At 34.8% G+C, this 13,809-nt stretch carries 12 protein-coding genes, 1 tRNA gene and 2 pseudogenes; 11 read left to right on the forward strand and 4 right to left on the reverse strand.

The window, feature by feature from the left end; translation table 11 throughout:
* Nucleotides 1-148: 148 nt before the first annotated feature.
* Both nrdD and nrdG read left to right on the forward strand, forming a co-directional pair.
* A pseudogene (gene nrdD, locus AB3U99_RS06855) lies at nt 149-1,441 on the forward strand (anaerobic ribonucleoside-triphosphate reductase); the annotation flags it as partial.
* Nucleotides 1,438-1,926 (forward strand): anaerobic ribonucleoside-triphosphate reductase activating protein, encoded by a 489-nt coding sequence (nrdG, locus tag AB3U99_RS06860; RefSeq protein ID WP_400246570.1) that lies wholly within the window; start codon nt 1,438-1,440, stop codon nt 1,924-1,926. The pseudogene nrdD and the gene nrdG, both read left to right, overlap by 4 nt.
* A 47-nt stretch (nt 1,927-1,973) precedes the next feature.
* Here the strand turns inward: nrdG and AB3U99_RS06865 are convergent, their stop codons facing one another.
* Entirely contained in the window at nt 1,974-2,504 is a 531-nt protein-coding gene (locus AB3U99_RS06865) for a DoxX family protein (protein ID WP_400246571.1), read from the reverse strand.
* A 271-nt stretch (nt 2,505-2,775) separates the two neighbouring features.
* Between AB3U99_RS06865 and ssuE the strand changes: the two genes are divergently transcribed.
* Together ssuE and AB3U99_RS06875 are read left to right on the forward strand one after the other, a co-directional pair.
* On the forward strand, nt 2,776-3,303 hold the full coding sequence (gene ssuE / locus AB3U99_RS06870) for an NADPH-dependent FMN reductase (RefSeq protein ID WP_400246572.1): 528 nt from the start codon (nt 2,776-2,778) through the stop codon (nt 3,301-3,303).
* 100 nt (nt 3,304-3,403) lie between these two features.
* Nucleotides 3,404-3,475, forward strand: a tRNA-Val gene (locus AB3U99_RS06875).
* Nucleotides 3,476-3,811: 336 nt separating this feature from the next.
* On the opposite strand, the gene AB3U99_RS06880 is transcribed toward AB3U99_RS06875, so the two are convergent.
* Both AB3U99_RS06880 and AB3U99_RS06885 read right to left on the reverse strand, forming a co-directional pair.
* Complete coding sequence (locus AB3U99_RS06880; RefSeq protein WP_400246573.1) at nt 3,812-4,039, reverse strand: hypothetical protein; 228 nt, start codon at nt 4,037-4,039, stop codon at nt 3,812-3,814.
* Between the two features lie 773 nt (nt 4,040-4,812).
* The gene (locus tag AB3U99_RS06885) at nt 4,813-6,231 is read right to left on the reverse strand and encodes a polysaccharide deacetylase family protein (RefSeq protein ID WP_400246574.1); all 1,419 of its coding nucleotides are present in this window, start codon (nt 6,229-6,231) and stop codon (nt 4,813-4,815) included.
* A 275-nt stretch (nt 6,232-6,506) separates the two neighbouring features.
* Here AB3U99_RS06885 and AB3U99_RS06890 point away from each other — a divergent pair, with 275 nt between their 5' ends.
* Both AB3U99_RS06890 and AB3U99_RS06895 read left to right on the forward strand, forming a co-directional pair.
* Nucleotides 6,507-7,838, forward strand: a complete 1,332-nt coding sequence (locus AB3U99_RS06890; RefSeq protein WP_400246575.1) for a gluconate:H+ symporter — start codon at nt 6,507-6,509, stop codon at nt 7,836-7,838.
* A gap of 596 nt (nt 7,839-8,434) precedes the next feature.
* A complete protein-coding gene (locus AB3U99_RS06895; RefSeq protein WP_400246576.1) occupies nt 8,435-9,484 on the forward strand; it encodes a C45 family autoproteolytic acyltransferase/hydolase in 1,050 nt (349 codons plus the stop codon).
* A 98-nt stretch (nt 9,485-9,582) separates the two neighbouring features.
* On the opposite strand, the gene AB3U99_RS06900 is transcribed toward AB3U99_RS06895, so the two are convergent.
* The gene (locus AB3U99_RS06900) at nt 9,583-10,428 is read right to left on the reverse strand and encodes a MurR/RpiR family transcriptional regulator (protein WP_284561050.1); all 846 of its coding nucleotides are present in this window, start codon (nt 10,426-10,428) and stop codon (nt 9,583-9,585) included.
* Between the two features lie 180 nt (nt 10,429-10,608).
* Here AB3U99_RS06900 and gnd point away from each other — a divergent pair, with 180 nt between their 5' ends.
* The 5 genes and pseudogenes from gnd to AB3U99_RS06925 all read left to right on the forward strand — a co-directional run bounded on the left by gnd (nt 10,609) and on the right by AB3U99_RS06925 (nt 13,707).
* Complete coding sequence (gene gnd, locus AB3U99_RS06905; RefSeq protein ID WP_400246577.1) at nt 10,609-11,505, forward strand: phosphogluconate dehydrogenase (NAD(+)-dependent, decarboxylating); 897 nt, start codon at nt 10,609-10,611, stop codon at nt 11,503-11,505.
* A gap of 100 nt (nt 11,506-11,605) precedes the next feature.
* Nucleotides 11,606-11,920: pseudogene (locus AB3U99_RS06910) on the forward strand (serine/threonine protein kinase); the annotation flags it as partial.
* 127 nt (nt 11,921-12,047) lie between these two features.
* Nucleotides 12,048-12,536 (forward strand): tetratricopeptide repeat protein, encoded by a 489-nt coding sequence (locus AB3U99_RS06915; protein WP_400246578.1) that lies wholly within the window; start codon nt 12,048-12,050, stop codon nt 12,534-12,536.
* 173 nt (nt 12,537-12,709) lie between these two features.
* Nucleotides 12,710-13,267 carry a GNAT family N-acetyltransferase gene (locus tag AB3U99_RS06920; protein ID WP_400246579.1) on the forward strand — a complete coding sequence of 186 codons (558 nt, stop codon included), beginning with the start codon at nt 12,710-12,712 and terminating at the stop codon, nt 13,265-13,267.
* 107 nt (nt 13,268-13,374) lie between these two features.
* Nucleotides 13,375-13,707, forward strand: coding sequence for an NIPSNAP family protein (locus AB3U99_RS06925; RefSeq protein WP_400247977.1), 333 nt, complete (start codon nt 13,375-13,377; stop codon nt 13,705-13,707).
* Nucleotides 13,708-13,809 lie beyond the last annotated feature (102 nt).

Raw genomic sequence — 13,809 nt, forward strand, 5'->3', positions numbered from 1 at the left:
GAAGAAAAAAAGATTAACGAACTCCGAAAGCTAGTGGGAAATTACAACATTACCTTTTAGTAAATTTTTGATTTAACTATTTCGATGGCACGCCGTATGAGCTGAAAGGTTCACGTACGGTGTAGAGTGGGGGAAAACATGGTGATAACTTCAAAATGTTACCTATCACTATTCAAGAGGTGGGGGGCAGACTCCATTTGTTTCGGTAAATTTAGGGACAGATCTATCGCGGGAGGGAAGGATGTTAACAAAGAACTTGCTATTAGCAACACAAGCAGGTCTTGGTGCTGGAGAAACGGCAATTTTCCCGATCATCGTATTTAAAGTGAAGGATGGAATAAATTATCAAAAAGAAGATCCAAATTATGATTTATTTCACTTAGCCATCGAGACAACAAGTAAAAGATTGTTTCCTAACTTTGTTTTTATCGATGCACCTTTTAATTTAGCATATTATGACGGTACTCCTCATTCAGAAGTGGCAACAATGGGGTGTCGAACAAGAGTAATGGGAAATATCCATGGAAGGGAACAAACGATTGGAAGGGGGAATTTATCTTTTACAAGTATTAATCTTCCTTTACTTGCTTTAGAGTCCAATACTATAGAATCGTTTTTTTATAAATTGAATGAAACGATAGACTTGGTTACTGATCAACTGCTAGAAAGATATCATTACCAAGGAAAGAAAAAAGTAGCAAATTTTAAATTTTTATATGGACAAGGAGTTTGGCAAGGTGGAGAAGAACTACAGATGGATGCTCAACTAGATGAACTTTTAAAGCAAGGAACATTATCGATTGGGTTTGTTGGTTTAGCAGAGTGTTTAGTTTCTTTGCTTGGTTTTCACCATGGAGAAAGCGAAAAGGCGTATGAGCTTGGTTTGCGCATTGTTCAGTTTATGCGCCAAAAAGCGGATCAAGCAATGGAAAAATATCAGCTGAACTATTCACTGCTTGCAACACCTGCGGAATCCTTTGCGGGAAAAGCATTACGGGCAACTAGAAAGAAGTTTGGAATTATTAGAGGAGTGACGGATAGAGATTATTTTACTAATAGTTTTCATATCCCCGTCTATTATCCAATATCTATTTATGAAAAAATTAAACGGGAATCACCATTTCATTCTTTAACGAATGCGGGTCATATAACATATGTCGAACTAGATGGTGATGCTAGTAAAAATATGGATGCGATGGAGAAGATCGTTCGGACAATGAAAGAATCAGGGATTGGCTATGGAAGTATTAATCATCCAGTGGATCGCTGCATAAGCTGTGGCTATAAAGGGATTATTGATAACGAATGTCCTAAGTGTGGAGAAAAGGAAGAGACAAAGATTGAACGGATACGAAGAATTACTGGATATCTTGTTGGATCACTTGATCGTTGGAATACAGCTAAGCGTGCAGAAGAGCGGGAAAGGGTTAAACATCGTTGAGAGTATTATCAATAGTTGAAGATAGTATTGTCGATGGTCCAGGATTAAGAACTACTATTTTTTTTGCTGGGTGTACTCATTATTGTAGAGGGTGTCATAATCCAGAGAGCTGGCGAATAGATGGGGGAATCGAGATGTCAATGGACGAAATGATGAGTCAATTGAATCGAAATCCATTAAATGATATTACCTTTAGTGGTGGAGAGCCAATGCTACAAATAAGAGAACTTATACGATTAGCTAAAAAATGCAAAGAAAATAATAAAAATATTTGGTGCTATACAGGATTTCTATGGGAAGAGCTAGTGACAGAATTTAAAGAAGATTTTGCGGAATTAAGTATATATTTAGACGTTTTAGTTGATGGCCGGTTTCTAATCGAACAAAGAGATTTAAGTCTCCTTTATAAAGGAAGTAAAAACCAACGAGTGATAGATTGTCGGAGAAGTCTGAAGGAGCATAAACTATTTTTATATGGCGAATAGAACACCAAAGAAAGGCACTTACTATTTTAGTAAGTGCACTTTCGTCATTATGTCAAACGAGGTTTTTTATTCAATTCTTCGTTATCTTCTTCTTTTTTAAAGATTGCTTTTCTAACATAGGGTAGTACCCAGCGATCTAGACCATAATAACCAGCATTTGCTCCAGCAAACATGATAATCATGCCCAATAGTATATCAGTTGGATTATGAGAAATTGTGCCAGCAAGTAAGAAACAGAAATTCATTAGTACTCCGAAGAATGCTGCAGCTGTAGTTAAACAACCTAAAATTAACCCAAGTCCGACTAATACTTCCCCAATTGGGACGAGTACATTAAATAGACCTACATTTGGTAAAGCAAAACCTTCGACAAAACTTGTATACCAGCCATATACTGCTGTTCCGTCTGGACCTTTAACAGGGTTTGTAACTGCATTTGTTAAAAATCCAGAAGCGTCAAATCCACCGCCAGTTAATTTTCCAAATCCAGAAGTAAACCAAGAATAGCCTAGAAATAAACGAATAATAGTTAAAATACCAGCTGCAATTTTATTTTCTCTTAAAAACCCTATATACATAAGAATCATCCTTTCTAATATTTCGTTTTTATTATTTACAAGTTAAATATATCAAATACTCATTAGATAAATATAATTTCGTGAATGAATACACAAAATGTTCAAAAGAGTATGTCTAAAATGTGAACTTGATTTATAGGGAAAGTGATTTATGTAACACAATTGTTTAGAAACAGGGGTTAAGCACATAAACTGTTATTCATGATAGAATAATTGCACAAGGAAAAAGCAATTATTTACATGTAAGATTTTTTTAAAAGGGGAGACTTCAATGACGACAGTAACCATCATAGCGGGTGGACATAAAATAGACTCAAGGTTAACTGGTATTCTACAATATACTGCAGACTTTTTTGAAAAAGAGAAAGTAGAAGTTCACGTCATACAAGTGCATCAATTGCCAAGCAATGCATTGATTACGGCTGATTTTATGAATCAAGAAATCATAGAAGCGAGACAAAAAGTGGAACAAAGTGATGGAGTTATTGTCTTATCGCCTGTGTTTCAGGCTTCTTATTCAGGTATTATTAAGACATTTCTTGATCTACTGCCACAAAAGAGTCTGCGCAATAAAACGGTGCTACCGCTAATGCTGGGAGGTAGCTATGCCCATTTATTGGTGATGGATTATGCCTTGAAACCAGTTTTAGCTAATTTAGGTGCTACAAATATATTAACTGGGGCTTATGTAACAGATAATCAAATTACAAAGCAAGATAAACAAACCTATTTATTAGATTCAGATTCTGAGACAAGGATTACCAACCAGTTAGAGCAGCTGCTTGAAGAAATTCAATAAGTGTGAAAAAGTGATGGGGAGACCGTCACTTTTTATTTTTTTTCTAGAATATAAGGGAAGGACATGATAAGATAAAGGGAGAGATAGAATTACTAAATATGACTTGTTAGCTCAGTGGGAGAGCACTTGCTTGACAGGCAAGGGGTCACTGGTTCGAACCCAGTACAGGTCATTATGATTAATGGTTAATAAAAAGGGTTCTCGAAAAAATAAAGAGAAGCCCTTTTTTTATTGAAAAAATCGAACGGTTGTCCTGTTTCTTACATATAAAAGTTGTTCATTGAGAACTGAATATAGAAGGTTGTGGCAAGAAAATGCTTTGTCACGTAAAATATTCAAGCTCTAATTGGTTACAACGTAAGGCTGTTGCTTCACGCAAAGCATAGTGAGTGCGTCAACCATCCTTGTGTACTCGACTTGTCGGGGCTTGTAGCACACTCCGTAGAAATAAGGAAAACAAACAATAGAAATAACTTCAAGCTTTATGGAAGATGGAGCATTCAAAAAATTAAAACCACTGTCTTTGTCTTATACTCAAAGGAACATTCGGACCCAAATATGGATAGTATGCTTGTGATCCTTGGGGTCTTGGAGCAATCTGGAACATTTGTCCTCCTACCATGTAGTAATAATTATCGCCAGTTCCTAAAAGTTGTTGATTCCAAGCTCCATATGCTGGCTGAGGAAAGTTTTGATACATTACTCCATTAAGTCCAGTAATGACTGTTGGTTGCATAAGGTTGCCTCCCTAATTTTTGATTTATAATATGTAAATTACCTTAAATAGTGGGTTGTCCTTAATAAAATAGGTGTTTGTGTTATTGAAAAACTGTAAATAAAAAAGAGGCTGGGACATAAGTATTCCAGCTTAAAATAAACCCGAATGATTATACGAAGATGCCAATGAAAGGTTCGTATAATCATTTGGGCTTTTTTATTCGTTTATAAAAAGGATGTTCCATGAAGTTTGTTGCTATTACCCGCAGCCTGAATACACTTCGCTTTCCGTGGGGCTCGCGCTAAAGCCACGGTCTGCTTTGCTTCCGCCTGCAGGGTCTCAGACTGTCTCGCTAATCCCCGTGGCGTCTACGTGTATTCAGGCTGCTCCATTCTTCCAACTAATTTATTTTTTCTTGGAAAAACAATATTTTTTTGGAAATAGCCTTTAAAAACGAAGTGGAATGGAGCGGAAGACACTCGACTCCTGCGGGAAGTAGAGGAAAGCGAGTGTCTGTAGCGCAATGGAAAGAATTAGTTTTTACACTTGACTATATTTAAAAACATAAATAATCAGTGTATGAAAGTAACCTTTATTTAAGAGCTAAATTAGAGATTGTTCGTCTTTACAGAATATCTATTTTGTTTTGTCCCAGCCTCTCGGAGAAAATCTAATATTCGTATGGTTATTCTTTGAGACAATGAAGCAGGTTAAATCTGTATCATTTATATATTTGAATAATGGTAACTATTTATCATCCTCTAATGATAAATAGTTATAACCTCTAAATCTCACTTATTTTTCCGCTCTTCTTGCACTTCCCGTAATTGTGAAATAGTCACCAGCTGATACCCTTCCTTCGTTAGTTTTTCGATGAGTTCTACTGCTGCGTCAGCACTTTTATCATAAATGTCATGCATGAGAATGATGCTTTCATCTTTTGATTCTTTTATAACCTTATCGACAATTTTCTTTTTCGATGACTGTTTCCAGTCTTTTGGATCAATGGTCCAAAGAATAATCTCTTTTTCTAGCTCTTTTTTTAAATCCTTTTGGATTGCTCCATATGGTGGGCGAATAAGGGTGGTCTCTATTCCTGTTATTTCTTTTAGTAATTCATCTGTATCCTGAAACTCTTTTAAGGCTGCTTTCTTTGTCATTTTAGTTAGAAGGGGATGATCCCAAGAATGGTTTCCGATTTCATGCCCTTCTTTGATAGTCTGCTGAATGACTTCAGGGTAATATTGAACACGTTCACCAAGAACAAAAAATGTTGCATGACCGTTGTTTTTCTTTAAAGCGTTTAAGATTTTTTTTGTTGGTTTATTACTTGGTCCATCGTCAAAAGTTAAGGCGATGACTTTTTTGGACGGATCAATTTTCGCTACATCTGGTAATTCTGTGGCCATTTTATTAGGAGTCGTTTCGGTAAGTTGATTATTATTTTTTTCTTTATCTTGATAGATTGGCAACAGGTTATCCTGTAAGATTTCTTTTTTGATAGCTAGTTCTTGAACTCCGAGTTCTACTGCAGCGACTTGATTTTCAGGAAAATAGAAGAGAATGGAATCATTAAGAACAGCAAAGTTTTGAAAGTTTTCTTCTATAGGTGCCGTGCCTTTTTTTAATAATGCTTTGTCAGCTGCTATGTCATTATCCTTCATTAATTCACAATAACTAATTTTTGAAAGAATAAATAAATAATGGCTGTTTTCTTGGAAAAGCTCTTTTAGTGTAAGCTGTTTATGTGTTTGTAAATCGAATGTTAAGCTTTCTTTTTTCGAAATTCCGTTGGTCCCTGTTATATATTCATAGGTTTCAAAAAGAATAGAGATGGTTTGCTTGCTGTAATGGGTGATCGAGTAAGAAATATGTAAGGAAGTTTCCTGTGTTTTTGGGACATTGGCTTTTTGAATATGCTGATCATATTCGATAATCTTCTTTGTAATATACTGCTGCAACGAGGTTGTTATCGTTTTATCTGGAAGGATAGGATAACTCGTCCAGTACCCCCCGTGCTTTTTATCCTTAACATACGAATTTATTTCAATGGTTTTATAGTTCTTATCATATTGTATTTTTACCTCTGGCTTTTTGGCTGGAGGCTCAGCAGCTTTCTTTTTTTCACCTTCAAAAAATTTGAATCCCAAAAATAATAGGCTGAGGCAAAAAAGGAATATAAAAAAATTACTCCATTTTAGACTTTTCATGCTGATCTAGCTCCTTGCTTGTAATCTATTAGTTGATTCTCCATTATATATAGACGTAATAGAAGGTAGATTTGTTTTACAATTAAAGAAATTTTTTGAAAAACTTCTTCCTAATTGGAAAGGTGAAAATAATGATAAGTATTAAACGTAATTTTTCAGGGATTTTAAGAATAAAAAATTTTCTTTAATAATGGGTTGATAAAAGAAAAATTTTTTCGTATAATATGATTATCAAATGAAAACACTTTCAAACGTAAGAGAAAAGGGGTACAAAAATGGATGCCTATTTATTAATTATTGCATTACTATCAATTGTAATTGTTATTTTAGGAGTTTCACTATTAAAGTGGCACGCTTTTATCAGTTTAACAGTTGCGAGTTTATTTCTAGCAATTTTTTCAGGATTATCTTTTGATAAGATTGTAAGCGCTTATGAGACTGGTGTAGGTGGCGTATTAGGTCACTTAGTTGGAATATTAGCATTAGGAACGATTTTGGGGAAAATGCTTTCAGAATCTGGGGCTGGATTGAGAATTGCTAACTTTTTTGTAAACGTTTTTGGAGAAAAGAAATTACCTTGGGCGATGTTTTTCTCTGGCTTTATTATTGGAATTCCTGTATTTTTTGAGGTTGGTATTTTAATATTATTGCCACTAGTTATCTCTATACAAAAAGCAACAAAGAAGAACATCCTATTGATAGCATTACCTGGTATTGCTGGATTGTCTATTGTACATGGACTTGTTCCGCCACATCCTGGGGCAATTGCTGCAATTGGAATTTTCGATGCTAATTTAGGAACTGTCTTATTATATTCATTGATTATTGCACTACCTGCTGGAATCATTGGTGGACCGTTATTTGCGAAGTGGATTAATAAGCGTGTTTTTCCGAAGGGAGAATCTTCTCTTATCACAGCAGAACCATTAGCAGAAGATAAATTGCCAAGTACTGTAGTATCTTTTCTGTCTATCTTATTACCTGTTATTTTAATGATTATTGGAACTGCTGCACCTTATTTGACGATTTTTTCAGAAGGGGTAAGAAATGTACTTGCATTTCTAGGTAGTCCATTATTAGCGTTATTAATTGCTGTATTCTTTGCTTTCTACTTCCTTGGTATACGTCAAGGAATGAATAAAAATAGTATTAAAAAATTTACGGAAGATTGTTTTTTACCAGTTGGTTCGATTTTATTAATCATTGGAGCAGGTGGAGCGTTCAAACAAGTGTTGATTGATAGTGGAGTAGGGAGTACGATTGGAACCATGTCAGAAAGCTTATCCTTATCACCACTAGTATTAGCTTTTCTCATTGCTGGATTAATTCGAATAGCTACAGGTTCAGCAACAGTAGCATTAACGACAGCTGCAGGAATTGTTTCCCCAATCATTGCTGGAATGTCAGGAGTAAATGTGGAGCTATTAGTTATCGCAACAGGTGCAGGTTCCCTAATGTTCTCTCATGTAAATGATGCCGGGTTCTGGATGGTAAAAGAATACCTTGGGTTAACAGTAGAAGAAACATTTAAAACTTGGACAGTACTAGAAACAGTATTATCATTCGTCGCATTTGCAGGAGTGTTAATATTAGATTTAATTGTTTAATAGAAAAGCCTATAGTGGATAGGCTGGGACATAAGTATTCCAGCCCAAGTTAAAACCAAACAATTACACGAATTCGTATGATTGTTTGGTTTTTTAATTAGCTTGTAAAAAAGCTGTTTGTGTTGTTAGTACCCGCAGCCTGAATACACTTCGCTTTCCGTGGCGCTCGCCCCATGGAAAGCGAGCTGTCGCCTCGGAAAACAAATGAAATACCCGAATTTAAAAGTCAGCCACCAACAATTATGATTATATTGCAGTTTTTCAGCGTCCTCTCCGACGCATCGTGTGTCTGTAGCGCAATGGAACAAGTTGTTTTTCTACAATTGATTTGATTATATTTAAAATCATAAATAACTAGTATGAAAAACTAGCCTTTATTTAAGAGCTAAATTAGAGATAGTTCGTCTTTACAGATTGGTTATTTACTTTTGTCTCCTCCTCTTCTTAGTTTAAAGAAAATTAGGAGCGTCTATTGTTTATAATCAATGGACACTCCAAATTTCGAAAACATTTACCAAAAGCAATTTACTTGTCATTCTCTAAAAATATAGTATAGTTATACTCTCCATATGGAAGCAATTAAAGGGGAAATGTTAATGAAACAAGTATATAGTGATTTCATTCAGTTTCGTGGAAATCATTATGATTTTGGATATATGCAAGGGCAATTATTGAAGGAATCTCCCATTTTGCCTAATCGGATAAAGCACTGGACATCAAAGCGGAAACGTTATTTTACCATAAATGAAAAAGAATCCATCCAGCTTCTTAATAAGTTTATTCCGGGAATGCTAGCGGAAATCACTGGCCTAGCAGACGCTCTCCACTGGCAACTAGAGGATGCATTAAGGGAATTTGGTGGCCATTACGTCGAATATGCAAGAAGCGGCTGTTCTATCTTAGCAGGATCCCATTACTTAATTAGAAACTATGATAGTCATCCTGGTTCATATGAAGGACGTTACATGATTTATCAGCCAACTGATACGGGTTATGCTGTTATTGGTCCTTCTATGCAAATAACTGGAAGAATTGATGGTATGAATGAAAAAGGTCTAGCAATGGGCTATAACTTTATTAATCGAGTGGGTTCTGGGGATGGTTTTATATGTAATATGATTGGTCGAATAATCTTAGAAACATGTGCAAATGTAGAGGAGGCAATTACTTTATTAAAGGAAATACCCCATCGAACTTCTTTTAGCTACGTATTATTAGATCCGCGTGGAGAAGCATACGTGGTAGAAGCAACTCCAAGGTCAGTCATTGCGAGAAAATCGAATATAAGCACCAATCATTTTGAAATTTTAAAGGAAGAAAATCGCTATCAAATGGATGACTCGATACGAAGAAAGCGGAAAATAGAAGGACAGCAAGGTAGTCATTCAAATGTGTATGAAGCTTTTCGCATATTGAACGATAAGGATAAAGAGGTGTTTTCAAATAAGTATAATGCTTGGTCTGGAACGCTTCACACTGCAGCATATCTCCCTAATGAAAGAAAAGCATGGTTTGCGATTGGTAGTGATAGAATGCCTTTAATCATTGATTTGGATTCCTTTTTGAAGGGAGAAAAACTGAATTTAAAAAGAATTAAAGGACAGCTTGAATTTGATACTCCTTTTATTAATATGGAGATATTATAATAGTTTGAATAGATGAAGGGAGCTAATTATGGATTACCATAACTAACTCCCTTTTTGGTTTTGTTAAAACACGGAAGTAGTAAGAATCGTTCGTTCCCTTATATTCTTGTATCAGATATAGCATTTCTGATTCTTTCTAATGATTGATTTGCAATATTTTTATTTAAAATCATCACATTTACATATAATGCATCAATTAAACTAAGTTGACCAATTCTTGAAGATAAAGCTTCCGAACGGTATTCCGTTTCCTCAGAGCTTGTGAATAGAGCTACATCTGAATTCTGACCGATTGGTGATTTGGGATACCCAGTAATTCCAATGGTTTTAGCACCATTACTTTTAGCTGTTTTCATTATGCTAATAGTATCTTTGTTAGTACCAGAGTGTGAAATAATGACAGCGACGTCCTGTTCTGATAGTTGAGAAGAAGACATTAGCTGAAAATGAGAGTCGACGAATGAAAACGCTTTAATTCCAGTTCGTACAAATTTATGGAAAGCATCCATTGCAATAACAGCTGAACCACCTGTACCATAAAACTCTACTCGTTTTGCATGTAATAATAATTCAACTGCTTTTTGAATAGAATGGCCGTTGAGTATTTCCAATGTATTTTCGAGTGTTCGCACATTGGATTTAAATACTTTTTCAGTAACGGTTTTGACACTATCATTTTCGCTAATTTCCTCATGAATTTGCTGAATCGGTTCAATTACTTCAGAAGCTAAAGCTATTTTCATTGCTTGATAGCCTTTAAAACCAATCCGCTTACAGAACCGAAAAACCGTTGCGTCCGCAACGCCTAGATCTTCTGCTAATTCATTGATGGTGGAATGAATGATTTTTTCAGGATTCTCAAGAATATAATCAGCGATTTTTTTTTCTTTTTCACTTAGTCTAGCGTAATAGGAACGAATTTTCCCAAGACAATTTTGCGCCATAGACTTCTATCCTTTCCAAATTAATATAGTTGTAGTATAACACAATTAGTCTCTTGAAAAAAAATTTCTTATTATAAGATTTTTTTTCGAAAAATTTTTGTAAAGGGGTATTATTTTTAAAAAAAATTTCGTATAATAATAAATAGAGAGAAAATTTTTTTCAAAAGGAGAGAGTAACGCATGAACATCGGTCTTATTGGTTTAGGAAAAATGGGCTATAACTTAGCTTTAAATATGGTGGATCATAAGTATAGTGTAACAGCTTTTGATATAAATGAAAGCGCTGTAAAAGAAATTTCTCATAAAAATGTAACAGGAGTAAATACAATTGAGGATTTAGTGAAAAATCTGCCTACACCAAGAGTAATTTGGCTAATGGTTCCTGCCGGAGAAGTGACAGAAAATGTGTTGCGCGAAGTAAAGAAGTATGTGGAAACAGGAGATATTATTATTGATGGTGGTAATTCTCATTATAAAGACTCGAAAAGAAGAGGACTTGATTTAGAAGAACTTGGCGTTTTCTATTTAGATGTTGGTACAAGTGGCGGTGTAGACGGGGCTCGAAATGGCGCTTGTATGATGATTGGTGGGAATAAAGAAATATTTGATACAGTAGAAGAACTATTTAAAGATTTATGTGTGGAAAATGGATATACGTATGCTGGCGTATCTGGAAGCGGCCATTTTCTAAAGATGGTTCACAACGGAATTGAGTATGGCATGATGCAATCCATTGCAGAAGGCTTTGAGCTGTTAGAAAAAAGTGAGTATGATTTTGATAACGAAGGAGTGGCAAAGGTTTGGAATAACGGATCTGTCATTCGTTCTTGGTTAATGGAATTAACACAAAATGCTTTTTCTAAAGATCCAAAGCTTGAAGGTATTAAAGGAGTAATGCATTCCTCTGGTGAAGGAAAATGGACGCTGGAAACAGCATTAGATTTACAAACTGCAATGCCAGTTACAGCATTATCTTTAATGATGCGCTATCGTTCATTAGATGAAGATACATTTTCAGGTAAAGTTGTTGCGTCTTTACGAAATGAATTTGGCGGACATAGTGTGGAATCAAAATAAATTACGGAGTCCTTTAGCAAGTATGTTTGCTGAAGGATTTTTTTTATAGAAAAAATCCGTCTATAGTTGTTGTTAGATTATGAAGGTAAACTTCATTGTTACAAAGATTTGTGATATTGATTTATATAAGAAAAAACCATTTACTAATACAATGGGGCGAATATGGGGTTCATCAAGATTCATGCCACCAGAAGAATTTAAATTAGGTGCTAGAATAGACGGAAAATCAAATGTATTTAACATGGCAGCAATCGCATTTGGGATGTTAGGTGGAGAACTTGACCGATCCATTTCAAAGTGGGATGCAGGACAGGTACTTTATCAAGAAGCAAGTAAAGCTGTTAAATTAGATAGATATTCGACAATAGAAGAGTTCCTATCTGTTTGGAATGTCATATCAAAAGAGGAAGTGTGAAAAAGTATACTTAAACTAATGGGGCAGGTTAGTGGAAGAAGGAATTTTGCGACTCATATAGAATTAATAGTGGAACGGCGTTATGAGAGTAACATAGTGAAAGAAAGAAGTATTGGAGTTGTAAGAAGTGAATAACAAACTTAATAAAGCAATAGATTTACGGAAGAATGGAGATCTCAAAGAATCTAACCAAGTGCTTAGTGAATTAGTAAGGGAATCTCCAAAGGATGCTTTATATAATTATCAATATGCCTGGAGCTTTGATATATTGGGAGAAGAAGAAAAAGCAGTGCCATATTACGAAAATGCTATAAAGATTGGAGGATTACCTTCTAAGGATATGGAAGGTGCAATATTGGGATTGGGTAGTACATATAGAGCCTTAGGAGAATATGAAAATTCAAAAGATGTATTTCTAAAAGGAATCGAATTATTCCCAGAAAATCATGCAATTCAAGTATTTTATTCCATGACCTTATACAATTTAAAAGAACATAGTAAAGCGATGGAACTAATACTAAAGTGTTTAATAAATACGACAAATGACACAGAGTTACTAAGTTATAAAAGAGCTATAAATTTCTATGCAGATAAACTAGATGAAACTTTCAACTAAATTTTGTGCCCTTTCCTCAAACAAGGAGATGACTACTCTATGTGACAAACGGAGCAGCATTCCTGTAATAAGTGAAACTTTGCTTATGGTAGAAACGGGGTAGTAGAGTTTAAGAAGGAGTTATTTACCTTATCAAAGAATATTATTCACATCGAATTGCTGGGGGAATGGATATGGACAACTTATTTACAATAGACTGTGGTGAAATACTATTAAGAGAATTTAGAAAAGAGGATGTTGATGCTATTTATGAATTGACATCACAATCCGAAGTTTATGAATTTTTGCCCGATTGGCGTTCGACAAGAGAACAAAGATTAGACTGGGTTACAAATTATGAGATACCCGATAATAAAGAGTTTTTAGCTAATATCCCAAGTATTGGTGAAAGGTGGCTGAAACTGGGAATTATTCTAAAAGAAACTGATGAATTTATTGGTTTCTGTAATACGGGTATAAAAGATGAACTAAGTGAACCGAATCGAGAAATTGCTTATGCTATTTCTAAACATTATAGAAATAAAGGGTACACAACACAAGCAGTAAAAGGATTAGTAAAATACTTATTTGAAAACACTGATGTTGAACAATTGAATGCTGTGGTACTACCACGAAATATAGCTTCAAATAAAGTTATAGAAAGATGCGGTTTTCAACTTAGTAGAGATGTTGAGATTGAAAACCAACTACATTATCATTACATCCTTGACAAAAAAGAATGGAAGAATTAAGTTTCTTTAACTAAACCAGCTAATAGAAGCTATTTTCTCGTTGCGTTAACGGGTGCAAGAGTTGAACAAGGCGGGCTTTAAATCAGATCGTCTTTTTATTTGCTTCAATATATTCGGAATATTATGTTAACAATGAATTTGTTGAAGTTTTTAATGCTCATTTTAATGAAAATAATTTACCTAATCAATTAAAACATGGTGCACGATTGGTAGGAAGATGGATGATTCCAATTGATGAAACAACCACAGAAATATTCGCTATTTGGGAATATGACAGTTACGAAGATTACGTTGAAATTGAAAATAATGTTAGAAGTGACGAAGCACATGTTCAACGAGTTAAAGAATGGTATGAACAACAGGGCGGTAGAGATTATGTCTTCAAAAATTATCTATTAGAAGTGAGGAACGAACAGTTAGAAACAACATTAAGTAAATAAGATAATTTCTTCTTCAACTATAGCACCCCTTTTGTTCAAAAAGATAATAGAAAAATATAAAAACGCTTGGAAAGGGTCCAAGCGTTTTTGCATGTCATTTGG

The sequence above is a fragment of the Niallia tiangongensis genome, from assembly GCF_044704065.1.
GTDB lineage: Bacteria > Bacillota > Bacilli > Bacillales > Cytobacillaceae > Niallia > Niallia tiangongensis.